This is a genomic window from Streptomyces sp. NBC_00775 (assembly GCF_036347135.1).
GTDB lineage: Bacteria > Actinomycetota > Actinomycetes > Streptomycetales > Streptomycetaceae > Streptomyces > Streptomyces lutosisoli.
Genome location: NZ_CP108938.1, coordinates 7788538 through 7814221 on the forward strand (window position 1 = coordinate 7788538; position 25684 = coordinate 7814221).

Here is a 25684-nt window from a genome sequence, read left to right on the forward strand (position 1 = left end):
CCCGGGGTGCCCCGCACGCCCCGGACTTCTCCCCGTCCCCGCCAGAAGGGCTTCCCTCGCATGCCCGTCACCACCTCCGAGGAGAGAACGCCGACCCCCGCGGCAACCCTCCGCTCCGGTTCCCTCGGCACCGCCGACATCGCCTTCTTCGTCGTCTCGGCCGCCGCTCCGCTGACCGTCATGGCGGGTGTCGCCCCGCTCGCGATCCTGCTCGGCGGGATCGGCGCGCCGGTCGGCTATCTGCTGGCCGGGATCACGCTCGCCGTCTTCGCCGTCGGGTTCACGACCATGAGCCGGCATGTCCGCAGTGGGGGCGCCTTCTACGCGTACATCACCCGCGGCCTCGGGCGGCCCGTCGGTATCGGTGCCGCGCTGCTCGCCCTCATCGGCTACAACGGCATGGAGATCGGCGTCTACGGTCTGCTGGGCAGCGCCAGCAAGGACACCGTGCGGGCCCTCTTCGGGACCGACATTCCCTGGCTGCCGGTGTCCCTGGCCGGGCTGATCGTCATCGGTTACGGCGGCTACCGGTCGATCGACTTCGGTGCGAAGCTGCTGGGCGTCCTGCTCGTCGCCGAGACCGGGATACTCGTGCTGCTCGCGGGCGGAGTGCTGGTCAAGGGCGGTGCGCACGGGCTGTCGGGCGCGTCCTTCGCCCCCGGCAATGTGTTCGTCCCCGGGACGGCGGTCGTGCTCGCCTTCGCCTTCGCCGCGTTCACCGGGTTCGAGTCCACCGTCATCTACCGGCGGGAGGCGCGGGATCCCGAGCGGACGGTGCCGCGCGCGACGTACCTCGCCGTCGGATTCCTCGGGCTCTTCTACGCGTTCGTCGTCTGGGTGGTCATTCAGGCCTTCGGGGACGCGGAGGTCGTCAAGGCCGCGGCCACCGACCCCGGCGGGCTCTTCTTCTCCGCCATCACGACGTACGTCGGCGGCTGGGCCTCCGACCTGATGCACGTCTTCATCATCACCAGCGTCCTCGCCTCGCTGCTCGCCTTCCACAACGCCATCAACCGGTACGGGCTCGCGCTCGCCGAAGAGGGCGTTCTGCCGCGGGCATGGGGCCGTGTTCACCCGCGGCACCGCTCTCCGTACGTCGCCGGGATCGCCCAGACCGTCCTCGGTGCTGTCGTCGTCCTCGCCTTCTGGGCGGCCGGCGCCGACCCCTACGGGCAGCTGCTGCTGTGGGTCAACACCCCGGGAATGATCGGCCTGTTCGTGCTCCAGCTCCTCGCCGCGATCGCCGTGCCGTGCTACTTCCGGCGGATCCCTCACCAGGAGGGTGCGCTGCGGACGGTCGTCGCGCCCGTCGTCGCGACCGTGCTGCTCGCGACGGCCATAGCGCTGGTCCTGACCCACGTCGACCTGTTCACCGGCGCGTCCCCGGCGGTGAACACCGTCCTGGTCGTCCTGTCGCCCGCCGTCTTCGTCATCGGCCTCGCCCTCGCCTGGTGGCTGCGCCGCGAACGGCCGCAGGTGTACGAGAACTTCGCGGCCGAGCCCGCCGAAGTCACCGAGTAGCAAAGGAAGTCGCATCGATGCCCACCGCCGAGCTGATCCTCACCGGCGCCAAGGTCCGCACCCTCGACCCCGACCGGCCGCACGCCACCGCGGTCGCCGTACGCGACGGGGCGATCGCCGCGGTCGGTGACGAGACCGACGTACGGGACTGGCGCGGGCCGGGGACCGAGGTCCTGTCCCTGGCGGGCGCGCACCTCGTCCCGGGGCTCGTGGACGCGCACAGTCACCCCGTGTGGGGGCTGGACATGGCCACCGGGGCCGATCTGTCCGGGGTGCGGGATCTGGACGGGTTGCGCGGTGCGCTCCGGGACGCCTCCCGTATCGACGGGTGGGTCATCGGGTTCGGGCTCGACCACAACGTCTTCGGCGGGCGGCCCGTGCACCGGGCCCTCGTCGAGGACGTACTCGGGGGCGCGCCCGCCTTTCTGCGGCTGTACGACGGTCACTCCGCCCTGGTGAGTGAGGCCGCGCTCGCTCTCGCGGGGGTGACCGGGCCGCGGTCCTTCGTCCAGCGGTCCGAAGTCGCCTGCGACGGTGACGGGCGGCCCACCGGGCATCTCATCGAGCATGCCGCGATGGAGCTGGTCGCCGAGGTCATGCCCCGGCCCTCGTACGAGGAGCGGCGGACCCGCCTCGTCGAGCTGCTCTCCGCGATGGCCGCGACCGGGCTGACCGGTGCGCATGTGATGGACCTGGGGGATCCGGAGCTGGTCGGTGCCGTCGCCGAGGAGACCGTGCTGCCGCTGCGGCTGCGGTTCGCGCCCTGGTGCATGCCGGGCGCGGACCGGGAGGCCCTGGACGAGCTCGTGGCGCTCCAGGGGCGCCGCGGGCGGCACTGGAAGGTCGGCGGGGTCAAGTTCTTCATGGACGGGACCGTGGAGGGCGGCACGGCCTGGCTGGAGCACGCCGACTGCCACGGCCAGGGCACGGAGGCGTTCTGGCCCGACCCCGCCGCGTACACCGCCGCCGTACGGCAGCTGCACGCGGCCGGGGTCCGTACGGCCACGCACGCGATCGGCGACGCGGCCGTGCGGCACGTTCTCGACACGGTGGAGGGGCTGGGGGCGGGGGGTCGGTTCGCTCACCGGATCGAGCACGTGGAGACCGCCCCGGACGGCACACTGTCGCGTTTCGCCGAGCTCGGGGTCATCGCGTCCATGCAGCCGCCGCACACCGCGTACACGCGGGGCGACCACGGCGACGAGTGGTCGCGGCGGCTGGGGCCCGAGCGGGCGGCTCGCGCCTGGCGTACGCGGGATCTGCGGGACGCCGGGGCGGTGGTCGCGCTCGGCTCGGACTGGCCGATCGCCCACTACGACGTGCGCGGCGTGCTGGCGACGGCGCGGGCACCGCTGGGAGCCGCCTCCGCGAGGGACGGTCTTACGGGGCTTCAGGCACTGGAGGGCTGCACCACGCACGCGGCGCTGGCCGCGGGGGAGTCCGGGGTGGCCGGGCGTATCGCTCCCGGGTTCCGGGCCGACCTCACGGCCTTCGGCCTGGACCCGGTGGCTGCCCCCGCCGACGAGGTCGCGGAGGCTCCCGTACGCCTCACCGTGACCGGCGGGTACGTCGCGTATCGCGGAACGGTTGATCGCTGAACTGTTGGCTGCTGAACGCGCGAGAGGGGCCGCACCTGCCCGGTGCGGCCCCTCCTCACGTACGTCGGCCGGCCATCGCGCCGCGAACGGAACGGCCCTCGCTCAGGCCTTCGCCGGCAGCAGCGCCGGCCCGCCTGTCCCCGGTACCCGGCGCGGCAGCGCGTACGGCAGGGACCCGTACCAGACGCGGGCCACCGAGAAGCCGAAGGCCAGGCACAGCATGCCGCCCACCGCGTCCAGCCAGAAGTGGTTGGCCGTGGCGACGATGACGAGCAGGGTGGCCGTCGGGTAGAGCAGGCCGAGGATCCTGGCCCACGGCGCAGACGCCAGGGCGAAGATCGTCAGGCCGCACCACAGGGACCAGCCGATGTGCATGGAAGGCATCGCGGCGTACTGGTTGGACATGTGCTTCAGGTCGCCGGAGGCCATGGAGCCCCAGGTGTGGTGGACCAGGACCGTGTCGACGAAGTCGCCGCCGCGCATCAGACGGGGCGGCGCCAGCGGGAAGAAGTAGTAGCCGACCAGGGCCACCGCCGTGGTGGCGAAGAGGGTGAGCCGGGTGGCCGCGTAACGGCCGGGATGGCTGCGGTAGAGCCACACCAGGACACCCAGCGTCACGACGAAGTGCAGCGTCGCGTAGTAGTAGTTCATCCCGATGATCAGCCATGTCGCCGAGTTCACGGCGTGGTTGACCGACTCCTCGACGGCGATCCCGAGGTGGTGTTCCGCCTGCCAGATCCAGTCCGTGTTGCGCAGGGCCTCGTGCTTCTGCTCCGGCACGGCGTTCCGGATCAGCGAGTACGTCCAGTAACTCACCGCGATGAGCAGGATCTCGAACCAGAAGCGGGGGCGACGCGGGGCCCGCAAACGACGCAGGAAGATCTTCCCCGCATTCTCCTCCGCGACGGGCTGTGGAGCGGCCTGCTCCCGGCCTTCCAGTGTCGTCACGGTCGTCTCACCCATAGGCACAGAGTCTGCCAGAAAAGCCTTCCCCCACCGATCATCCCTTGGTCGGGTCCTGGTCGCACGTTCTACACCGAGAGGAGTCCAACGGGTGCCGTACCTCCTCCTCCCTAGGGACGATTCCGGTCCCCAGGGGCAGAAGCGGTCGAACCGCGCACCACCAGTTCCGGCATGAACACGAACTCACTGTGCGGAGCGGGCGTCCCACCGATCTCCTCCAGCAACGTCCGTACCGCCGCCTGCCCCATGGCCGGCACCGGCTTGCGGATCGTCGTGAGCGGTGGGTCGGTGAAGGCGATGAGAGGCGAGTCGTCGAAACCGACGACCGATATGTCCTTCGGGACCTCCAGGCCACGCTGACGCGCCGCCCTTATCGCGCCGAGGGCCATCATGTCGCTGGCGCAGACGATCGCCGTGCAGCCACGGTCCATGAGCGCGCTCGCCGCGGCCTGACCGCCCTCCAGCGTGTACAGCGAGTGCTGGACCAGGCGCTCCTCTATGTCGGCGGGGGCCAGGCCCAACTGCTCCTGCACCGTGCGGACGAAGCCCTCGATCTTGCGCTGGACCGGAACGAAGCGCTTGGGGCCCAGAGCGAGACCGATGTTGGTGTGCCCGAGCGAGACGAGGTGCGTGACCGCCAGGGCCATCGCCGCGCGGTCGTCCGGCGAGATGAACGGCGCCTGCACCTTCGGCGAGAAGCCGTCCACCAGGACGAAGGGGACGCCCTGGGCGCGCAACTGCTCGTAGCGCTGCATGTCCGCGGAGGTGTCGGCGTGCAGACCGGACACGAAGATGATCCCGGCGACCCCCCGGTCCACCAGCATCTCCGTCAACTCGTCCTCGGTGGAGCCGCCCGGCGTCTGGGTCGCCAGGACCGGCGTATAGCCCTGCCGGGTCAGCGCCTGGCCGATGACCTGCGCGAGCGCCGGGAATATGGGGTTCTCCAGCTCCGGCGTTATCAGGCCCACCAGGCCCTCGCTGCGCTGCCGCAGCCGCACCGGGCGCTCGTAGCCCAGCACGTCGAGCGCGGCCAGCACGGACTGGCGGGTGGTCGCGGCGACGCCCGGCTTCCCGTTCAGGACGCGGCTGACAGTCGCCTCGCTGACCCCCGCTTGGGCTGCGATGTCGGCAAGCCGTGTGGTCACAGGATTGGACTGTACCGGTCGCATCTCAGACTGCCCACCAGACCGTTGAATCCGCGGGCAGTTCGGTCGTTTCGGCGCCCGGCTCGACGTCCGCGCTGGCGAGCAGCAGAGTGCCGGGGGTGGGGAGGGGGATCGGGGTCGCGGTGAGGTTCACCGTGCAGACGATGGAGCCTTCCTCTGTGTCCCGGCGGAAGGCCAGCACACCCTCCGGGGCCGGCAGCCAGGCGATCTGGCGGCCCGCGCCGAGCGCCGGGTGGTCGCGGCGCACCGCGAGCGCGCTGCGGTAGAACTCCAGCGTCGAGGTGGGGTCGCCCTCCTGCGCCTCGACCGTGAGGTTCTTCCAGGAGGCCGGCTGCGGCAGCCAGCTCGGGCCGCCCTCGACCGGGCCGAAGCCGAACGGCGCGACCTCGCCGGACCACGGCAGCGGCACCCGGCAGCCGTCGCGGGTGCCGTCCTGGCCCGCGCTGCGGAAGAACGCCGGGTCCTGGCGGACCTCGTCGGGCAGATCGACCACCTCGGGCAGGCCGAGCTCCTCGCCCTGGTAGAGATACGCCGAGCCGGGCAGCGCCAGCATGAGCAGGGTCGCCGCCCTGGCCCGGCGCAGACCACGCGTCTCGTCCCCTTCCGCGAGACGCGTGGAATGCCGTACCACGTCATGGTTGGAGAGCACCCAAGTCGCGGGCGCGTGCACGGCGTTCATGGCGCTGAGCGAGCGGTCGATGACCTCGCGCAGGTCCGCCGCGTTCCAACCGGTGGTCAGGTAGGTGAAGTTGAAGGCCTGGTGCAGCTCGTCCGGGCGCAGGTACAGGGCGCTGCGCTCGACGGTCGGCGTCCACGCCTCGGCGACGGCGATGCGCTCACCGGCGTACTCGTCGAGGATGCGCCGCCAGCTGCGGTAGATCTCGTGCACGCCGTCCTGGTCGAAGTACGGCACGGCCTCGGTGCCAAGGAGCTTGACCTGCTCGTCGTGGCCGATGTCGGGCAGACCCGCCGCCTTCACCAGGCCGTGCGCCACATCGATGCGGAAGCCGTCGATGCCCAGGTCCAGCCAGAAGCGCAGGATGGAGCGGAACTCGTCGTGGACGGCCGGGTGGTCCCAGTTGAAGTCGGGCTGCTCGGGCGCGAACAGGTGGAGGTACCACTCGCCGTCCTCGACCCGCGTCCAGGCCGGGCCGCCGAAGATGGACTCCCAGTCGTTGGGCGGCAGTTCACCGTTCGCGCCCTTGCCGCGCCGGAAGTGGAAGCGCTCCCGGATCGTCGAGCCGGGGCCCTCGCGCAGCGCCTGCTTGAACCACTCGTGGTGGTCCGAGCAGTGGTTGGGCACCAGGTCGACGATCACCCGCAGCCCGAGCGCGTGCGCGGCGCGGACCAGGTCGTCGGCGTCCGTGAGATTGCCGAACATCGGGTCGACGGCACGGTAGTCGGCGACGTCGTAGCCCGCGTCCGCCTGTGGGGAGGCGTAGAACGGGGACAGCCACACCGCGTCGACGCCCAGTTCCTTCAGATAGGGAAGCCGGGCCCGGACGCCGGGCAGATCGCCCATGCCGTCGCCGTTGCCGTCCGCGAAACTGCGCGGGTAGACCTGGTAGATGACCGCGTCGCGCCACCACTCCCGGCGCCCGGAGGCGGCGGAGGAGGCGTCGGTGGGGAGTGCGTCGGTGACGTGCTGGGTCATGGATTCCCTTAGGGGTGCGGGGGGAACGACGGAGGCGCTTGCGAAGTACGGGGATGCCGACGGGGCTTCAGGCCGCTGTCATGACTTGGTGCCGCCGGCCGTCAGCCCGGCGACCAGGCTGCGCTGCACCAGCAGGAAGACGAGGGCCGCCGGAATGGTGATGATGATCGCCGTGGCCGAGGTCCACGCCCAGTCGGGGCGCTGGTCCTGCGCGAAGGTGCGGATGCCGACGGCGAGCGTGTAGTGGTCGGACTGCATGAACTGCGTGGCGTACGCGACCTCGCCCCAGGCGGTGAGGAAGCTGTAGAACGCGGTCACGGCGAGACCGGGCCTGGCCAGCGGCACGATCAGCCGCCAGAACGTGCCGAACGGCGTGAGGCCGTCCACCCGGCCCGCCTCGTCTATCTCCTTGGGGATCGTGTCGAAGTACCCCTTCATCATCCAGGCGCAGAACGGCACCGCCGTCGTCGCGTACGCCAGGATCAGACCGAGGTAGTTGTCCAGCAGGTTCAACTCGGACATAAGGAGATAGAGCGGCACGATCAGCACGATACTGGGGAACATCTGAGTGACCAGGAACGTCCACATCAGCTGCCTGCTGCCCGGGAACCTCATCCGGGACACCGCGTAACCGGCGGTTGCCGCCAGGAATACGCCGAGTGCGGTGGTGCCGCCCGCCACGATCACCGTGTTCAGGAACCACTTCGGCAGATCCGAATGACTCAGCACGTCACTGTAGTTGTGGAAGCTGAGGTTCTTCAGGACCTGGCCCGGATCCTGCCAGGCGTTCTTCGGGCCGAGCGAGATGAAGAGGATCCACAGCACCGGGAAGGCCGCGATCACCGTGGCCACGATCAGGGTGCCGTGGAGAGCGATCGAGGAGCCCAGACTGCGGTGTTCGCGGCCGCGCACCTTGCGCGGGGCGGCGGTGTCCGAGCGGCGGGCGGCCGTCGGAGCGGCCGCGGCGGCGGAGGAGTTCTCGTGGGTTGCTGCGGTCATGGCGATGGCTCCTTACGCCTGCTCGGACTTCAGGGTGTTGCGGCGGTAGAAGGTCGAGAAGGCCAGCAGGAGGGCGAGGATGATGATCCCGTACGTCGCCGCGCCCGCGTAGTCCGAGACACCGGTGAACGCCTTGCGGAAGGCGAAGGTGACAAGGATGTCGGCGTCGCCGCTCGTGTTGTTGCCCAGCAGCAGATAGATGATGTTGAACATGTTGAACGTCCAGATGCAGCCCAGCAGGATGATGGTGTTGGTCACCGGACGCAGACCGGGCAGGGTGACGTTCACGAACCGCTGCCAGGGGGAGGCGCCGTCCATCTCGGAGGCCTCGTACAGCTCCTTGGGGATGGACTGGAGTCCGCCGAGGATCGCGACCATGTTGAAGGGGATGCCGACCCAGACGTTCACCATGATCACGGCGACCTTCTGGGCGAGCGGGGTGCCGAGCCAGTCCTGGGCCGGCAGGCCGAACGCCGTGATGATCTCGTTGAAGACGCCGTACTGCGAGTTGAGCATCAGCCGCCAGGCGAAGACGCTGATGAACGACGGGACGGCCCAGGGCAGGATCAGCAGCGCGCGGTAGAGGCCGCGCAGGCGCATCTTGCGGTTGAGCAGCACCGCGAGGCCCATGCCGAGGCCGACCATCAGTGACACGCCGACCACGGTCCAGATGACCGTCCACAACAGGCGCGGGTAGAAGTCGCTGTCCGCGCCGGACAGCACGTGCCAGTAGTTGTCCAGGCCGACGAACTTGTACGTGGCCGGGCGGTGGAAGGCGCCGATGGTCGCGGAGACGTTCGACTCGTTGGCGTCGGTCAGGGACTGGTAGAAGCCGTATCCGAGCGGATACAGGACGAGGACGGCCAGGACGATGGCGACCGGGGTCACCATGGCCCAGGCGTACCAGTACTTGTCCCAGGACCGCCTGAGCGCCGAAACGCGTGGGGGGCGCGCGGCGTTCTTGCCGGGCGCCGGCTGGTCGGTGTTCTCGGTGCTCGCTGCGGTCGTCATCCTCATCGGCTCTTTCGCGGCGGAAGTCTGGTGGATCCAGGGGGCCTGACCGGCCCGGTGGATCTGGTGGATCCGGTGGTTCCGCAGCCCCGGGGAGCCCCTTCGGGGCGGCAGCGGGGTGTTCGTTCCCCGGGGCTGCGTGTCATTCGGTTACCGGTTGGCTACTGAGTGCCCGGTCAGCCGATGGAGTAGCCGGGCAGGAGCTTCTGGAACTCCGTGGCGGTCTTGTCGAGGCCGTCCTTGACCGACTCGCTGCCCTGCAGGATCTTCACGTAGTTCTGCGCGAGCGGCGTGAAGAGCGAGCCGACCTGCGGGAGCGCGACGCGCGGGCGGGCGGTCTGCTCCAGGATCGGCTTGAAGCCGGCGATCTTGGCGTTCGACGTCACCTCGGACGTGTAGGCCGACTTGCGGGTCGGCAGCGTGCCCGTGGCCGTGGCGATCGTGACCTGGCTCTCGGTCGACGTCATGAACTGCGAGAACAGGTAGCTGGCGTCCAGGTTCTTGGAGCCCTGGTAGACCGTGAGGTCGTGACCGCCGGTCGGCGCCTGGGCCTTGCCGCCCGCACCGGCCGGGACGGCCGCGTAGCCGAGGTTGTCCTCGTTGCCCTTGAACACCTTGCCCGTCAGGTCGTCACTGACCGACCAGGGGCCCTGGACCAGCATGGCGACCTTGCCGTTCTTGAAGGCCGTCTGCATGTTCTGGTAGGCGTTCGCGAAGTCGACCTTCATCGACGCCTCGTCCTGGATCTTCTTCGCCGTGGTCAGCGCGGTGACGGCGTTGGCGTCGGAGATGGTGATCTTCTTCGACGAGGTGTCGGCCATGTCCGCGCCGTTGCTGTAGAGCAGCGGGAGCAGGAAGTAGGAGTCGGGGTTGAGGTACGTGCCGTACGCCCCGGTCTTCTTCTTGATCGTCTTGGAGTCGGCGATGAACTCGTCCCACGTGGTGGGCGGCGTGTCGATGCCGGCCTTCTTGAGCAGCTCCTTGTTGTAGAGCAGGCCCAGGGTGTCGGTGACGGACGGGACGCCGTACGTCTTGCCGTTGTACTTGGTGGTGTTCATCGGCGTCGTGTTGAAGTCCGAGGTGTCCTTCAGCGCGGTGGTGCCGTCGAGCGGGGCGATGTAGCCCAGCGAGGCGTACTCGGGGATCAGGCCCACGTCGGTGCGGACGACGTCCGGCGCGCCCTTGCCGCTCTTCGCGGCCGACTTGAACTTCTGCTCGACATCGGTGAACGGGACGCTCTGGTAGTTCACCTTGATCTTGGGGTACTTGGCCTCGAACTTCTTGATGAGGGCCTTGTACGTCGGGGCTTCGGTCGCCGCGTCCGAGGTGTCCCAGTATGTGATCGTCCCGGAAATGTCCTTGGCGGCCTTCGGCTTGCTCGACGAGTTGTCGTCGGAACCACCACAAGCGGTCGCGGACAGCGCGATGACGGTCACCGCGGCGGCGATCGATATGCCACGTCGCATATGAACTCCTAGAAGAGGGTTGCCCGGATCTTCCCTTGGGAGGACCGCGGGTGCCGTCTGTCCCATCGACGGCCGCCGGGCTGGGGCAGAAACTAACAGCGCTGCAAGTCCTTGCGAAAGACGTTGCAAGGAAATTTCCGCAAGATCTTGCAAGCGTGACGTTCCCGTTACCGCCGCATGTCCCCTGAACTGCGCCGGTAGGTGCGCAGGGCGACGCCCACCACCCGTTCCAGGGGGAAGTAACCGATCTCCCGTGAGTCCACACTTTCTTCCAGGTTGTCGCCGAGAACGACCACCGCCCCGGGCGGTACGGCGCCGGTGCCGAGGCGGCCTCGCGCGGCGGCGGGGACGGGCTCGCCGGGGAGGGCCGCGAGCCGCTTGATCATCAGATGCCGGGAGCGCTCGGGCCACGACCAGCTCTGCCAGTCCTCGTCCGGGTTCGGCTTCTCGACCACGACGATCTGCCCGGCGCGCAGCCGCCGTACCCGCACCCGCCGGCCGATCAGGACGTCCCCGGCGGTCAGTGTGGGCCGCATGCTGACGCCCTTCACCGTGATCACCAGCGTGCGGCGGCGGACGTACAGCACGGCGCCGGCCGCGGCGAGCGCGCAGAGGGCGACGATCACCGTACGTACCCCGCGGCCTGGCGGCGGAAGAGCCCCGCGTACCGGCCGTCCGCCGCGAGCAGCTCCGCGTGCCCGCCCCGCTCGGCGATCACGCCGCCTTGCAGGACCACGATCAGGTCGGCCTCGCGCGCGCTGCCGAGCCGGTGCGAGATCAGCAGGCTGGTACGGCCCCGGCGGTGGCGCCGGATCGCCTCGTGGACCTCGTGCTCCGCCTCCGGGTCGAGGCCCGACGTCGGCTCGTCGAGGATCAGCAGATCGGGGTCGTCGCGCAGGAAGGCGCGTGCCAGGGCGACCCGCTGCCACTGCCCGCCGGACAGCTCGACGCCGTCCTCCTCGCCGAAGGCACGGGTCAGCAGCGTGTCGTAGCCGCGGGGGAGCGCGGCCAGCGTGGCGTGGACACCCGCGGCCCGGGCGGCCTCGGCGACCCGGCCGGCGTTGTCGAGCTGCCCGAGCGCGATGTTCTCGGCGGCCGTCATGTCGTACCGCACGAAGTCCTGGAACACCGCTCCGATACGGCGACGGAGTTCCGCCGGGTCGAACTGCCGGATGTCGGTGCCGTCCCACAGGACGCTGCCGCTCGTCGGGTCGTAGAACCGGCACAGCAGCTTGACCAGCGTGCTCTTGCCCGCGCCGTTGTCGCCGACCACGGCGAGCGTGCCGCCGTACGGGATGGTCAGGCTCACCCCGCGCAGCACCCAGTCGTGCTGCTCGGAGTAGCGGAACCAGACGTCGCGCAGTTCGATGCCGCGGCTCAGCGCTCCGGCCGGGCGGGCCGGGCTGAGCACCGGCAGGTCCGGGGGTGCCGTGGTCACGTCGAGGTAGTGGGCGAAGAGCAGCAGATGCTGGTGGGCCACGGCCGCCGAGGCCGCGATGCCGGTCAGGCCGCCCTGCACCGCGGCGATCGCCGAGGTCAGCACGGCCAGGTCGCCGACGGTCAGCGTCCCGCGCGCGGCCGCGTGCACGCCCCACACCAGGCTGCCGGCCGCGATGCCCGCCGACACGGCCGCCGGCAGCCCCTGTGCGGCGGCGGTACGCAGTTCCATACGGCGGCGGGTGGCGTTGATGGCCGTACGGTCCCGCCGCATCCGCTCGCGCAGATGACCGCCGGTGCCGAACAGCCGGATCTCCTTGGCCGCCTGCACACTGCCCAGCAGATGTGCGTAGAAGGACTCCCGGCGCTCCAGCGGCGTGGTGTGCAGCGTGGCCTCGGACCAGGCGCGGGCGAGCCGCAGCTCGGCGGCCAGCGCGGGCAGCGCGCCGAGCAGCACGGCCACCGCGAGCCACGGGCCGAGCAGCCACAGCGACGCCACGAACCCGGCGACGGTGACCGCCGACTGTGCCAGCGCCACCGCCGCGCCCACCACCTGCACCGGAGTGTCCTGCCCGCACTGCTCCGCCAGCCGCAGCCGGTCCAGCTCGGTCGGGTTCTCGAAACGGGCCAGCCCGGCGAAGGCGTTGACCCGGGCATAGAGCCGGTCCTGCGCCAACAGGCCGACCCGGCGCCCGAGTTCACCGCACAGCAGCCGGTCGACGTGGGGCAGTACCGCGGCGCCCACCCCGACGGCGGCCAGCAGCGCCGCCGGAACCGCCACGGCCGGGGCCGCCCGGTGCGCGCCGGCCAGCCGGTCCAGCACGTCACGGGTCAGCCAGGCGGCCGCGACGGGCAGCGCCGCGGTGACCAGCGCGGCCAGCATGATTCCCAGCAGCGGGACGGGCGCGGCACGCAGGGCCAGCCCGAGCACGGCCCGCACGGCGGCCACGCGCTTGCTTGCCCGGCGGCCGGGGTCTGCTGCCTCGGGCCTGCCCGCCCGACTGCCGAGCCCCGCCGTCCGCCGCCGCCTCATACCGTCACCGGCGGCGCCAGCTCCTGCAAGTCCCGAGCCAGTGCGGTCAGTTCACCGGTCGCGCCCACCCGGCACACCACCGGATACGCGTTCACGCCGAAGGCCGCCTCGACTGTGCGGGCCTGGTCCCCGGTCACCACCGTGGCCACCGCGGACAGCAGGTCCGCGTACTCCTCGGAGCCCTCATTGCCGGGGACGACGACCGCGAGGACCTCCTCGGCCGGCCGGCGGCTGCGGGCGAGGGTCTCGACGAAGTGCGGCAGCAGCTCCGCGCAGGGGCCGCAGCCCGGCGCGAAGAACGCGGCCACCGTGCCCTCCGGCAGCGTGCGGTCGGAAATCTCCCGGCCGTCTTCCGTCCGTATATGGAATTCCTCCAGGGCCTTCCCGACACTGTCCGCATCCGTCACCGGAAAGGGCACGGCGGGCGTACTCCGCTTTTCCGACCGGAGTCTGCGGATCACCCCGTACGACAGCGTCAGATTCAGCAGACCCAGGGCGATCGCGAATATCACGGCGGCGGCGAGAACCGACATGGAAGCTCTCCTAACTCTGCAGCGCGAAAAGGTCGATGACATCGTCGAGACGGACCACCAGGCTCGCCGCGACCGCGCCGGTCAGCACGGCCAGCAGCACACCGCCCGCCGCCACGGAGCCCGTCCCCGTCATGGCGAGACCCGTCACCGCCACGGCGACGAGCCCCCCGTTGCGGGCGAGATGGCGCACCCCGAAAGGAGTCGCCGCGGCACCGAAACACGGGCAGGACGCCTGCGTACCCCGCCGCAGGACCAGGGCGATCGCCCCGGTGAACACCGCGAGCAGCAGCACGGCGAGCCCCAGCCCGGCCGCGGTCGAGGCGGGCACCGCGAGCAGCACCGCCACCGCCGCCTCCGTGCCGGCCACCGCCGCGGCCACCGGCCGCACCCACCCGCCGGGCACCACCCGCATCGCGTCAAGACCCGCCGCGAACTCCCCGAAAGCCTTCCGCCCACGCAGTTTCCCGAACGCCGACGCGGCGAAAACGACCCCGACGAACACACGGCACACCACCGCCGTATACACCATCGCGCTCCCCCTTTCAGTGAACGGTTTTCCGACGAACGACCGGGAAGCCTAGGCGCCGGATGTACAGAGGACATACACGCGCATCGAAACGAGCTCTGTACGAGCCCCCCGTAATGTCCTCGGCAATTCGGCCGCGACGGGCGGCCGATGGGGAAAGGAGAACGCCGTGCGGCAGCTTCAGCGGCTCGCGGACGCCGTGGTGAACAGGCTCGCGCCCAGGGTCGAGGCGGACGCCACCTGGTGGACCGACACCAAGTGCGCGAACGCCTGCACCACCTATCCGGCCTATCAGGCCAAGTACACCCGCCAGTGCTGGGACAGCACCGGCTCCTGCACGAGCTGGACCAACACCGGGAAGTGCTGCAGCTCCTGACGGTCCGAAAGATCCGCCCGAGTGCGGTACGACGCCCCGCCCCCTGTCCGGGGGCGGGGCGTCACGCCGTCGGGCTCGGGGCGGGGCCCCCGGTCAACTCCTCGTACAGCAGCCGTAGTCCACGATCCGGTGCAATGCCCAGCTCCGTCCGGTACACCGCCGACGCGGTCCGGTACGCCTGAGACACCTCGCCCAGCTCGCCGAGCCGGTGATGCGCCCGCATCCGCAGCGCCCAGCTCCGGCCGCGCAGCGGCTCCGTGGTCAGCAGCCCGGTCAGGTCGCGTAACGCGGCGCGCGGTTCGCTCAGTCGCAGATGCGCCTCGGCCAGGTCCTCCACGACCCGCATCCGCTCCTCGTCGAGATGCCCCAGCGCGCCGGCCAGCGGACCGTGCCGCGGTATGCCGACCGCCGCGCGGTCACCGTCCCACAGGGTGAGCGCCGAGCCGAGCAGCCGGGTAGCCCGGTCCGGGTCGCCGGTGAGCAGCGCGGTCCGGCCCGCCGCCGAGGCGTCGAGGAAACGCAGGTGGTCGCAGGAGCCGTCGGGCGTGTTCAGGGTGTAGCCCCCGTCGTGGCCGGCCAGTTGACCGGCGTCGGCCAGTGCGGCACGCAACGCGCTGACGTGCGTACGGATGTTGGCCACCGCCGACCGCGGCGGTTCGCCGTCCCACAGGGCCTCTTGCAGCGAGTCGAGCGAAACGGTGCGGCCGGGCTGCAGCAGCAGTGTCACCAGCAGTGCCCTCGGCTTGACCCCCCTGATGCCGGTCGCGCCGTCGTGCAGCCGTACCCGTCCGAGCAGATGGAATCCCGTCGTCAACAGAGTCCCCCTCAGGGTGATGATGTGGAGCGTGTGACGGGCGAACAGGCCGCGTCAAGATACGCGTTGGAAGTTCTTACGGCATCTTGCTGAAATCTGATGACGCGGTATACGTTCCCGCAACACCGGGCTCGTTGAGCGTGCAAAGGTTTCAGGCCGTACGACCGCCCGGCGCATCCGTGATCCCCCCACCCGCACAACGAAGTGCAGGAGTACACATGGCCAGGAAGACTTTGGCCGCCACGGTCGCCCTCGCGGCGGGCATGGCGGTCTCGCTGACCGTTCCCACCGGGGTCGCCGAGGCGTCCCCGCCCGGCACCAAGGACGTCACCGCCGTCCTCTTCGAGTGGAACTTCGCCTCGGTCGCCAAGGAATGCACCAACACCCTCGGCCCGGCCGGCTACGGCTACGTCCAGGTCTCGCCGCCCGCCGAGCACATACAGGGCTCGCAGTGGTGGACGTCGTACCAGCCCGTCAGCTACAAGATCGCGGGCAGGCTCGGCGACGCCACGGCCTTCCAGAACATGGTCACCACGTGTCACACGGCGGGCGTGAAGGTCGTCGTGGACTCGGTGATCAACCACATGTCGGCGGGCAGCGGCACCGGCACCGGCGGCTCGACGTACACGAAGTACAACTACCCGGGGCTGTACTCCTCGTACGACATGGACGACTGCACGTCCACGGTCAGCGACTACACGAACCGCGCCAACGTGCAGAACTGCGAGCTGGTCGGGCTGGCCGACCTGGACACGGGCGAGGAGTACGTCCGCGCCACGATCGCCGGCTACCTGAACACCCTGCTCGGCTACGGCGTCGACGGCTTCCGTATCGACGCGGCCAAGCACATACCGGCGACGGACCTGGCGAACATCAAGTCCCGTCTGAGCAACTCCTCCGTGTACTGGAAGCAAGAGGTCATCTACGGCGCGGGTGAGGCCGTCCAGCCCACGGAGTACACGGGCAACGGCGACGTCCAGGAGTTCCGTTACGCCTACGACCTCAAGCGCGTCTTCAACAACGAGAACCTCGCCTACCTGAAGAACTACGGCGAGGGCTGGGGCTACATGAGCAGCTCGGTGGCCGGCGTCTTCGTCGACAACCACGACACCGAGCGCAACGGCTCGACGCTCAACTACAAGGACGGGGCGAACTACACCCTCGCCAACGTCTTCATGCTGGCCTACCCCTACGGAGCCCCGGACATCAACTCCGGCTACGAGTGGTCCGACACGGACGCCGGTCCGCCCAACGGCGGTACGGTCAACGCTTGCTGGCAGGACGGCTGGAAGTGTCAGCACGCCTGGCCGGAGATCAAGTCCATGGTCGCCTTCCGTAACGCGACGAGCGGCCAGTCCCTCACCAACTGGTGGGACGACGGCAACGACGCGATCGCGTTCGGCCGGGGGAGCAAGGGTTATGTGGCCATCAACCACGAGTCGTCCTCGCTGACCGAGACGTACCAGACGTCGCTGCCCGCGGGCACGTACTGCAACGTCCAGAACAGCACCACGGTGACGGTGAACTCCGCTGGGCAGTTCACCGCCACCTTGGGCTCCAACACGGCGCTGGCGATCTACGCCGGGAAGTCGAGTTGCTGAGCCGGGCTCGCCGGGCTCACTTCCAGGTGTCGCTCGCCGTGTAGCCGCTCGACGTACCGGTCGTGTACGAGCGGTTGGTGCCCGACTCCCACGTCACGTTCCCGGAGCTGTCCTTCTTGATGTACTTGTACGTGAAAGTCGTGCTCTTGGGGACGATGACGAGCTTGCTCCAGGTCGGGTACGACGCCGATGACAGCGGGATCGCGTCGCTCGTGCTCCATGAGCCGAGCGACGCGACGGATCCGACGACGTAGACGTTGGTGCCCCAGTCGGTGGTCGCGTACTCGTTGAAGGTGACGTCGGTGGCGCCGGCGTCGGCCACGTTCCAGGAGTTGTTGAGCGAGACCGCCGAACTCGCGGTGGTCGCCGCTCTGTTGGCGTTCGACTCCCAGGTGACGTTTCCGGACGAGTCCTTCTTGATGTACTTGTATGTGAAGGACGTGTTGATCGGCACACTCACCTCCCCGGACCAGATCGGGTACCCGGTCGAGGACAGCGCGATCGCCTTCGAGGTGTCCCAGCTGCCGAGCGCGTCGATGGAGCCGACGACGTACACGTTCGTGCCGGTCGTGGTCGACGCGTACTCGTTGAAGGTCGCCGACACGGTGGAGGTGCCGCCGCTGTCGCCGCCGTCGCCCGTGTCGTCGCAGCCCACCGTGCAGGTGTACGACGCGTTGTAGAACGCGACCGCGCCCTTCGCCTGGACCGTGATGCTCGCGCTGCCGCCGGAGACGGTGACCGTGCTGGCGCCGCCGTCGATCACGTTGGAGTACGTGCCGTCGGCCATGCCGGTGGCGAAGGTGTAAGTGGCCGCGCTGGAACCGTTGTTGACGGCGAAGTAGCCCGCGCCGCTGCGGCCGAAGCCGATCACGCTGGAGGACTTCGTGGACCAGTTGGAGACGGCCGCGCTGCCAGTCGCGTTGTGCCAGGCGACCATGCCGACGACGCCGGTGTCGCGGTCGAGGCAGTACCAGGCGCCGCTGGTGCACTCGGTGTCGGTGACGAAGCCGCTGGAGTTCGGTGGGGCCTGGTCGCTGGTGCTGAACTCCCAGCCGGCGTAGATGGTCGGGGTCGACCACTTGTAGGCGAGCTGGAAGAGGTTGGCGAGCTTGTAGCTGTCGCCGTCCTTGTAGCTCATGTGCAGGCCGTTGCGCTCGGTGTCGTGGTTGGTCACGAAGGACACCGAGTTGGCGGCGGGCAGGATGCCGGAGGAGGACAGGGACTCCAGGTCGGAGACGTTGCCCTGGAAGGCCGACTTCATCTTGCTCGCGTAGGTGAAGTCGAGGACGTCACCGGAGGCGTAGTAGTCGGAGGCCGCGGGGGTGGAGCCGGGGTAGATCTCCTGGAAGACGTACGGGTCCGTGCCGGACGTCGTGTCGTTGAGCTTGGCCTCGATGGCCGCCATGTCGGTCTCGGGGATGTGCTTGGCCGCGTCGACACGGAAGCCGTCGACGCCGAGCGCGATCTGCTTGTTGAGGAAGGACGCGATGCCGGAGCGGACGTTGTCCTCCTCGGTCTCCAGGTCCGGCAGGCCGAGCAGTTCGCAGTTCTGGACCTCGGAGAGGTTCGAGTAGTCGTCGATGATCAGGTCGGAGTCGGAGCAGTCGTCCGACTGGTGGTAGTCGCCCGGGTCCCAGTCCGGGGTGTCGTACTTGTTGGTGATCGTCGTGCCGTTGTAGCCGGTGCCGGTCTGGGCGGCGGTGTGGTTGATGACCGCGTCGGTGTAGACCTTCACGCCGGCCGTGTGGCACGCGCTGACCATGCTCGCGAACTTGGCCGCCGTCCCGAAGCGGCTGTTCAGGTTGTACGAGTACGGCTGGTAGACGTCCCACCAGTAGTAGCTGGACTGCTTGAGGGACTCGGCGGGCGGGGCGACCTGCACCGCGCCGTAGCCGGCCGGGCCGAGCACGTTGGTGCACTCGGAGGCGATGGAGTCCCAGTTCCACTCCCACAGGTTGGCGATCACGTCACCGGAGGCGGTGGTGTCGGCCTGTGCGGGGGTGGCGGGGAGAGCGATGGCGCCGGCGAGCGCGAGGGCGCCTGCGGCAGTGGCGGTCGCGGCGCGCCGGAAGACACCGGGGGGTCGGCGTCTGGTCATGTGCGGCTCCCAAGAGAGGGGGTTGGGGATTCAACAACTCGTGAGACTGGGGGTGTTGAGAGAGGCACGTCAAGGTCGGCGTTGAAAGTTCTTGCTGTGAATTGCAAGCCTCTTGCTGTAAAGCTTGCGTTAGCGATACGGTCGCGCCCGGCGCCCGGCACCGTTGCCGCACGGCAGCGTTGTGGTCGGCCCCAATCGAGCCGTAATCGCAAGGAGTTCAGGCCTGTGATACCGAGATGGCCGGCGCCCTGGGCGCGCCGCACCCAGCGCAGACGGATCGCCGCGGTGGCCGTAGCCGCCCTCGCTGCAGCGTTCATCCAGCCCGTCGCAGCCCGCGCCGCGACCCCGCCCGCGCCCCCGTCCGACGCGACCCTGGCCAAGACGGCCATGCGCAATGACGCCACCCGCGAGCAGTTCTACTTCGTGATGCCGGACCGTTTCGCCAACGGCGACACGTCCAACGACGAGGGCGGCCTCACCGGCTCACGCCTGTCGACCGGCTATGACCCCACCGACAAGGGCTTCTACCAGGGCGGCGACCTCAAGGGTCTGACCAAGAAGCTCGACTACATCAAGGGCCTCGGCACCACCTCCATCTGGATGGCGCCGATCTTCAAGAACCAGCCCGTGCAGGGCACCGGCAAGGACGCCTCGGCCGGCTACCACGGTTACTGGATCACCGACTTCACCCAGGTCGACCCGCACTTCGGCACCAACAAGGACCTGGAGACGCTGATCTCCAAGGCCCATGCCAAGGGCATGAAGGTCTTCTTCGACGTCATCACCAACCACACGGCCGATGTCGTCGACTACGAGGAGAAGTCCTACGACTACCTCTCCAAGGGCGCCTTCCCGTATCTGACCAAGGACGGCGTGCCCTTCGACGACGCGGACTACGCGGCCGGCACCACCGCGTTCCCGTCCGTGGACGCCGACTCGTTCCCGCGCACGCCGACCGTGACGGCCGCGAAGAAGAACGCCAAGGTCCCGTCGTGGCTCAACGACACGACGATGTACCACAACCGCGGTGACTCCACCTACGCCGGCGAGTCCACCACCTACGGCGACTTCTCCGGGCTCGACGACCTGTGGACCGAGCGGCCCGAGGTCGTCTCCGGCATGGAGAAGATCTACGAGAAGTGGGTCAGGGACTTCGACATCGACGGCTTCCGGATCGACACCGTGAAGCACGTGAACATGGAGTTCTGGACGCAGTGGGCCACCGCCCTGGACGCGTACGCCGCTCAGCACGGCCGGAAGAACTTCTTCATGTTCGGCGAGGTCTACTCCGCCGACACGTCGATCACCTCGCCGTACGTCACCCAGGGCCGTCTCGACGCCACGCTGGACTTCCCCTTCCAGGACGCGGCCCGTTCGTACGCCTCCCAGGGCGGCAGCGCGCAGAAGCTCGCCTCGGTCTTCGCCGACGACTACAAGTACACGACGGACAAGGCCAACGCCTACGAGCAGGTCACCTTCCTCGGCAACCACGACATGGGCCGTATCGGGTACTTCCTGAACCAGGACAACCCGAAGGCGACCGACGCCCAGCTGCTGAAGAAGGACCAGCTCGCCAACGAGCTGATGTTCCTCAGCCGTGGCAACCCCGTCGTCTACTACGGCGACGAGCAGGGCTTCACCGGTTCGGGCGGTGACAAGGACGCCCGCCAGACGATGTTCGCCTCGAAGGTCGCCGACTACCTCGACGACGACGAGATCGGCACCGACCGCACGCACGCGAGCGACGCCTACGACACGAGTGCACCGCTCTACGAGCAGATCAGTGCTCTCTCCAAGCTCCGCAAGGACAACCCGGCCCTCGCGGACGGAGTCCAGACGGAGCGGTACGCGGCGGACGGCGCGGGCGTGTACGCGTTCTCCCGTACGGACGCGAAGACCGGCGTCGAGTACGTGGTCGCGGTCAACAACGCCGACGAGGCGAAGACGGCGACGTTCGCGACCGGTTCGGCGTACATGACGTTCCGGGGCATCTACGGGACCTCGTCCACCGTCAAGAGTGACGCCGACAAGAAGGTCACTGTCACTGTCCCGGCCGGTTCGTCGATCGTCCTCAAGGCCGCGGGCAGGCTCGGTTCACCCGCCGCGAAGCCGTCGCTGACCCTCAAGGCTCCGGCCGAGGGCGCCACCGGCACCGTCGAACTGAGCGCCGACGTCGACGGCGGTCAGCTCAACCGCGTCGTCTTCGCCGCCCAGGTCGGCAACGGAAAGTGGCAGACGCTCGGCTCCGCCGACCACGCCCCGTACAAGGTCACCCAGGCGATCAGCGCGGACGTGCCGGCCGGAACCGCCCTGCGCTACAAGGCTGTTGTGATCGACTCGGCCGGGCGCACGTCGAGCGCGACAGCCACCTCGGCCACCGGCACTCCGCCCGCCGCGGAGATCCCGACGGCCTCCTCGCGCGACTACGCGATCGTGCACTACAAGCGCACCGACGGCGACTACACCGACTGGCGGCTGTACGCCTGGGGCGACCTCGCCGACGGTGAGTCGACGACCTGGCCCGCTGGCCACGACTTCATCGGCCGTGACGCCTACGGGGCCTTCGCCTACGTGAAGTTGAAGGCGGGCGCCTCCAGTGTGGGCTTCCTCGTCATCGACAAGGACGGCAACAAGGACGTCTCCGCCGACCGCACGATCGACGTCACCAAGACGGGCGAGGTCTGGGTCGAGCAGGGCAAGGAGGCCGTCCTCACCGAGAAGCCGACGGCCGACTACCCGGCGCAGGACAAGACCAAGGCGGTCATCCACTATCACCGTGCCGACGGCGACTACACCGGCTGGGGGCTGCACGTGTGGACGGGCGCCGCGACGCCCACGGACTGGTCGAAGCCCCTGGAGCCGGTGAAGACTGACGCCTATGGCGCTGTCTTCGAGGTGCCGCTCGCCGAGGGTGCCACCAGCCTCAGTTACATCATCCACAAGGGCGACGACAAGGACCTCTCCACCGACCAGTCGCTGGACCTCTCGGCCAACGGCTACGAGGTGTGGCTGGTGAACGGCCAGGAGAAGTACCTGCTCCCGCAGCCCGCCGGCAGCGCGGCCGCGCTCGATCTGACCACCTCCAAGGCGGTCTGGATCGACAAGGACACGGTCGCCTGGAACGGCTCCGACGCGGCGGTCTCCACCCAGCTGCTGTACTCGCGCGACGGCTCGATCGCGGTGAAGGACGGGACGCTGACCAGCGACGACGAGCGCTGGCTCCGGCTCACCAAGACCGCACTCACCGATGCCCAGAAGGCCAAGTTCCCGCACCTGAAGGATTACACGGCCTGGTCCGTCGACCCGCGTGACCGGGACCGGGTGAAGGAGGCTCTGAACGGTCAGATCGCCGCCTCGCAACGGGCCGCCAACGGTGCGGTGCTGGCGGCGACGGGCGTCCAGATCGCCGGCGTACTCGACGATCTGTACGACGCGACGAAGGCGGACCTGGGGCCGACCTTCCGCAACGGCCGTCCCACGCTGGCCGTGTGGGCGCCGACCGCGCAGAGCGTCTCCCTGGACCTGGACGGCTCCACGGTCGCCATGAAGCGGAACGGCACCACCGGCGTCTGGTCCGTCACCGGCGACAAGTCCTGGACGGGCAAGCCGTACCGGTACGTGGTGAAGGTGTGGGCGCCGACCGTCCAGAAGGTCGTCACCAACAAGGTCACCGACCCGTACTCGGTGGCCCTGACCGCCGACTCGGAGCGCAGTCTGGTCGTCGACCTGGACGCCAAGTCCCTTGCCCCGAGCGGCTGGTCGTCCCTGAAGAAGCCGAAGGCCGTGGCGCTGAAGGACGCCCAGATCCAGGAGCTGCACATCCGGGACTTCTCGGTGGAGGACAAGACGGCCAAGGCGGCCGACCGGGGTACGTACCTCGCCTTCACCGACAAGGACAGCGACGGCTCGAAGCACCTGAAGGCGCTGGCCAAGTCCGGTACCTCGTATGTGCATCTGCTGCCCGCGTTCGACATCGCGACGATCCCCGAGAAGAAGGCCGACCAGGCGACCACCGACTGCGACCTCGCCTCCTACGCGGCCGACTCCGAGAAGCAGCAGGAGTGCGTGGCGAAGATCGCCGCGAAGGACGCGTACAACTGGGGCTACGACCCGTACCACTACACGGTGCCGGAAGGCTCGTACGCGACCGACCCGGACGGCACCGGGCGCACGGTCGAGTTCCGCAAGATGGTCAAGTCGCTGAACGAGGACGGCCTCAGGGTCGTCATGGACGTGGTCTACAACCACACCGCCGCCAGCGGGCAGGCCGACACGAGCGTGCTGGACAAGATCGTCCCCGGCTACTACCAGCGGCTTCTCGCCGACGGCTCGGTGGCCACCTCCACCTGCTGTGCGAACACGGCGACCGAGAACGCCATGATGGGCAAGCTGGTGGTGGACTCGATCGTCACCTGGGCCAAGGAGTACAAGGTCGACGGCTTCCGCTTCGACCTCATGGGCCACCACCCCAAGGCCAACATCCTGGCCGTACGCAAGGCCCTCGACGCGCTCACCCTGGAGAAGGACGGCGTCGACGGCAAGAAGATCATCCTGTACGGCGAGGGCTGGAACTTCGGAGAGGTCGCCGACGACGCCCGCTTCGTGCAGGCCACGCAGAAGAACATGGCGGGGACGGGCATCGCGACCTTCTCCGACCGCGCCCGTGACGCCGTACGCGGAGGCAGCCCCTTCGACTCCGACCCCGGCATCCAGGGCTTCGCGTCGGGTCTCTACACCGACCCCAACTCCTCGACCGCGAACGGCACTTCGGCCGAGCAGAAGGCCCGTCTGCTGCACTACCAGGACCTCATCAAGGTCGGCCTGACCGGCAACCTCGCGAAGTACCACTTCACCGACAGTGACGGCAAGGAGGTCAAGGGCTCCGAGGTCGACTACAACGGCCAGAGCGCCGGATACGCGGACGCGCCGGGTGACGCCCTCGCGTACGCCGACGCACACGACAACGAGTCGCTGTACGACGCGCTCACCTACAAGCTGCCCGCGGCGACCAGCGCGGGCGACCGGGCCCGTATGCAGGTCCTGGCCATGGCGACGGCGACCCTCTCGCAGGGCCCGTCCCTCTCCCAGGCCGGCTCGGACCTGCTGCGCTCCAAGTCCCTCGACCGCAACTCGTACGACAGCGGCGACTGGTTCAACGCCATCCACTGGAACTGCCAGGACGGCAACGGCTTCGGGCGCGGACTGCCGATGGCGGCCGACAACGCCTCCAAGTGGCCCTACGCCACACCGCTGTTGACGTCCGTCAAGGTGGGCTGCGACCAGATCGAGGGCGCCTCGACCGCGTACCAGGACCTGCAGAGGATCCGTACGACCGAGAACGTCTTCTCGCTCTCGACGGCCGACCAGGTGCAGTCGAAGCTCTCCTTCCCGCTGTCCGGGAAGGACGAGACGCCCGGGGTGATCACGATGGAGCTCGGCGATCTCGTCGTCGTCTTCAACGCGACGCCCGACAAGCAGGAGCAGACGGTCGGCGCCCTGGCCGGGACGGCGTACGCGCTGCATCCGGTGCAGGCGTCGGGCGCGGACTCCGTCGTCAAGACCTCCTCCTACGAGGCGGGCTCGGGCACGTTCGCCGTTCCGGGCCGCACGGTGGCGGTGTTCTCCCGGACCTCGTGACGGCGCAGTGGTTCGGCGGGGGGCGGGCCGGGGCGACCCGGTCCGTCCCCCGCGTCGCTGGTGCCGCGGTTTAGGGTGATCGCAGACACCTAGAACGGGAGTGCCCATGCCGCAGATCACGGTCGACTACTCGGAGTCGCTCGACGTCACCTTCGACCGGCGCGGCTTCGCGCTCGCGCTGCACCCGGTGGTCGTCGAGACGGCGGCGGCGCGCATCGAGGCGTGCAAGACGCGGTTCCGGCTGACCGAGGACAACGTGGTGGGAGCGGACGGGGAGGGCCACGCGATCGTGCATGTCACGCTCGCCCTGCTCGCCGGCCGGTCCGACGAGACGAAGGCCAGGCTCACCGAAGCCGTACTGGAGCTGCTGCGCAAGTACATCGAACCCACCGACGGGGTCGCGACGGTGCACGCGTCCGCCGAGGTGCGCGACCTCGACCCGTCGTACCGGAAGTACGAGGAGTAGAGAAGCAGAGAAGTAGAGAACTAGGGGACCAGGGGAGTGGAGGAGTACCCCCCCGAGGGTTTACGCCTCCGGTGGCGTCGCCAGTGCGATCAGCCGGACGGCGAGGTCGCTGAACGGCCCGTCGCCCGGCTCGCCCTGGAGCGCCCCGCGCAGCAGCTCGCGCATCTCCTCGTCGTACGCGGCGCTGACAGCGGCCAGCGCCGCGAAGTCGTGCACGAGTTGCGCCTCCAGCTCGCCACGCGGAATCCGCCGGCCCTCCAGCCAGATCAGCGCCGTCGACTCGACGAGCGAGATCCACGAGCGGATCACCAGTTCGAGCCGGGCGGGCGGATTCTCGATCTTCATATGCGACAGCATCTGGACATACGCGGCCTGCCGTACCGCGTCGACGAGCGCGTTCGTCTTGGACGAGCCGACCGCGGGGCCGCCGCGCATCAACGCCGAGAAGCCGGGACCGTGGTCGTCCACGAAGTCGAAGAACCGGCGCATGACGTGCAGGAGCCGTGACCCCAGCGAGCCCTCCTCGGGCACGACGAACCGCCCCGCGAGATCGTCCGACGCGCGCTGCAACGCCGCCTCGTACAGGCTGAGTTTGCCGGGAAAGTAGTGATAGACCAACGGCCGCGAGATGCCCGCGGCCGCGGCTATCTCGTCGATGGAGACCTCGTCGGGCGAGCGTCGGCTGAACAGTTCGAGGGCTACGCCGATCAACTGCTGCCGTCGCTCCTCGACACCCATCCTGCGGCGTACCCCGGTTGTCATGCGAACACCTTACCGATTGGATC

19 protein-coding genes are annotated in these 25684 nt (G+C 69.1%); 6 read left to right on the top strand and 13 right to left on the bottom strand.

The annotated features are described in order from the left end of the window. Positions 1 to 60 precede the first annotated feature (60 nt). Positions 61 to 1521 carry an APC family permease gene (locus tag OIC96_RS34610; protein ID WP_330304074.1) on the top strand — a complete coding sequence of 487 codons (1461 nt, stop codon included), beginning with the start codon at positions 61 to 63 and terminating at the stop codon, positions 1519 to 1521. A 17-nt stretch (positions 1522 to 1538) separates the two neighbouring features. Further along, positions 1539 to 3119 (top strand): amidohydrolase, encoded by a 1581-nt coding sequence (locus OIC96_RS34615; RefSeq protein WP_330304073.1) that lies wholly within the window; start codon positions 1539 to 1541, stop codon positions 3117 to 3119. Positions 3120 to 3221: 102 nt separating this feature from the next. Here the strand turns inward: OIC96_RS34615 and OIC96_RS34620 are convergent, their stop codons facing one another. The 10 genes from OIC96_RS34620 to OIC96_RS34665 all read right to left on the bottom strand — a co-directional run bounded on the left by OIC96_RS34620 (position 3222) and on the right by OIC96_RS34665 (position 13910). After that, positions 3222 to 4082: a phosphatase PAP2 family protein gene (locus OIC96_RS34620; protein ID WP_330304072.1), complete on the bottom strand. Its 861-nt coding sequence runs from the start codon at positions 4080 to 4082 to the stop codon at positions 3222 to 3224. A 110-nt stretch (positions 4083 to 4192) separates the two neighbouring features. Next, complete coding sequence (locus OIC96_RS34625; protein ID WP_330304071.1) at positions 4193 to 5227, bottom strand: LacI family DNA-binding transcriptional regulator; 1035 nt, start codon at positions 5225 to 5227, stop codon at positions 4193 to 4195. A gap of 25 nt (positions 5228 to 5252) precedes the next feature. After that, positions 5253 to 6902 carry a glycoside hydrolase family 13 protein gene (locus tag OIC96_RS34630; protein WP_330304070.1) on the bottom strand — a complete coding sequence of 550 codons (1650 nt, stop codon included), beginning with the start codon at positions 6900 to 6902 and terminating at the stop codon, positions 5253 to 5255. Between the two features lie 78 nt (positions 6903 to 6980). Then, positions 6981 to 7901: a sugar ABC transporter permease gene (locus OIC96_RS34635; RefSeq protein ID WP_330304069.1), complete on the bottom strand. Its 921-nt coding sequence runs from the start codon at positions 7899 to 7901 to the stop codon at positions 6981 to 6983. Positions 7902 to 7913: 12 nt separating this feature from the next. Next, the gene (locus tag OIC96_RS34640) at positions 7914 to 8912 is read right to left on the bottom strand and encodes a carbohydrate ABC transporter permease (RefSeq protein ID WP_330304068.1); all 999 of its coding nucleotides are present in this window, start codon (positions 8910 to 8912) and stop codon (positions 7914 to 7916) included. A gap of 176 nt (positions 8913 to 9088) precedes the next feature. Next, positions 9089 to 10378, bottom strand: coding sequence for an extracellular solute-binding protein (locus OIC96_RS34645; protein ID WP_330304067.1), 1290 nt, complete (start codon positions 10376 to 10378; stop codon positions 9089 to 9091). 167 nt (positions 10379 to 10545) lie between these two features. Next, on the bottom strand, positions 10546 to 11004 hold the full coding sequence (locus tag OIC96_RS34650; protein WP_330304066.1) for a S26 family signal peptidase: 459 nt from the start codon (positions 11002 to 11004) through the stop codon (positions 10546 to 10548). Next, positions 11001 to 12764, bottom strand: coding sequence for an ABC transporter ATP-binding protein (locus OIC96_RS34655; RefSeq protein WP_330304065.1), 1764 nt, complete (start codon positions 12762 to 12764; stop codon positions 11001 to 11003). Before OIC96_RS34655 ends, OIC96_RS34650 begins: the two co-directional genes overlap by 4 nt. A gap of 80 nt (positions 12765 to 12844) precedes the next feature. Then, positions 12845 to 13381, bottom strand: coding sequence for a hypothetical protein (locus OIC96_RS34660; RefSeq protein ID WP_330304064.1), 537 nt, complete (start codon positions 13379 to 13381; stop codon positions 12845 to 12847). A gap of 10 nt (positions 13382 to 13391) precedes the next feature. Next, positions 13392 to 13910, bottom strand: coding sequence for a MauE/DoxX family redox-associated membrane protein (locus OIC96_RS34665; protein WP_330304063.1), 519 nt, complete (start codon positions 13908 to 13910; stop codon positions 13392 to 13394). A gap of 166 nt (positions 13911 to 14076) precedes the next feature. Here OIC96_RS34665 and OIC96_RS34670 point away from each other — a divergent pair, with 166 nt between their 5' ends. Next, positions 14077 to 14283 carry a hypothetical protein gene (locus OIC96_RS34670; RefSeq protein ID WP_330304062.1) on the top strand — a complete coding sequence of 69 codons (207 nt, stop codon included), beginning with the start codon at positions 14077 to 14079 and terminating at the stop codon, positions 14281 to 14283. A gap of 61 nt (positions 14284 to 14344) precedes the next feature. Here the strand turns inward: OIC96_RS34670 and OIC96_RS34675 are convergent, their stop codons facing one another. Further along, positions 14345 to 15097, bottom strand: coding sequence for an AfsR/SARP family transcriptional regulator (locus OIC96_RS34675; RefSeq protein WP_330304061.1), 753 nt, complete (start codon positions 15095 to 15097; stop codon positions 14345 to 14347). 218 nt (positions 15098 to 15315) lie between these two features. Between OIC96_RS34675 and OIC96_RS34680 the strand changes: the two genes are divergently transcribed. Further along, positions 15316 to 16698: an alpha-amylase gene (locus OIC96_RS34680; protein ID WP_330304060.1), complete on the top strand. Its 1383-nt coding sequence runs from the start codon at positions 15316 to 15318 to the stop codon at positions 16696 to 16698. 16 nt (positions 16699 to 16714) lie between these two features. On the opposite strand, the gene OIC96_RS34685 is transcribed toward OIC96_RS34680, so the two are convergent. After that, positions 16715 to 18796: a carbohydrate-binding module family 20 domain-containing protein gene (locus OIC96_RS34685; protein WP_330304059.1), complete on the bottom strand. Its 2082-nt coding sequence runs from the start codon at positions 18794 to 18796 to the stop codon at positions 16715 to 16717. 225 nt (positions 18797 to 19021) lie between these two features. Between OIC96_RS34685 and pulA the strand changes: the two genes are divergently transcribed. Next, positions 19022 to 24433, top strand: a complete 5412-nt coding sequence (gene pulA, locus OIC96_RS34690; protein WP_330304058.1) for a pullulanase-type alpha-1,6-glucosidase — start codon at positions 19022 to 19024, stop codon at positions 24431 to 24433. A gap of 106 nt (positions 24434 to 24539) precedes the next feature. Next, on the top strand, positions 24540 to 24899 hold the full coding sequence (locus tag OIC96_RS34695; RefSeq protein ID WP_330304057.1) for a 5-carboxymethyl-2-hydroxymuconate Delta-isomerase: 360 nt from the start codon (positions 24540 to 24542) through the stop codon (positions 24897 to 24899). 60 nt (positions 24900 to 24959) lie between these two features. Here the strand turns inward: OIC96_RS34695 and OIC96_RS34700 are convergent, their stop codons facing one another. Beyond that, positions 24960 to 25661 (bottom strand): TetR/AcrR family transcriptional regulator, encoded by a 702-nt coding sequence (locus OIC96_RS34700; RefSeq protein WP_330304056.1) that lies wholly within the window; start codon positions 25659 to 25661, stop codon positions 24960 to 24962. Positions 25662 to 25684 lie beyond the last annotated feature (23 nt).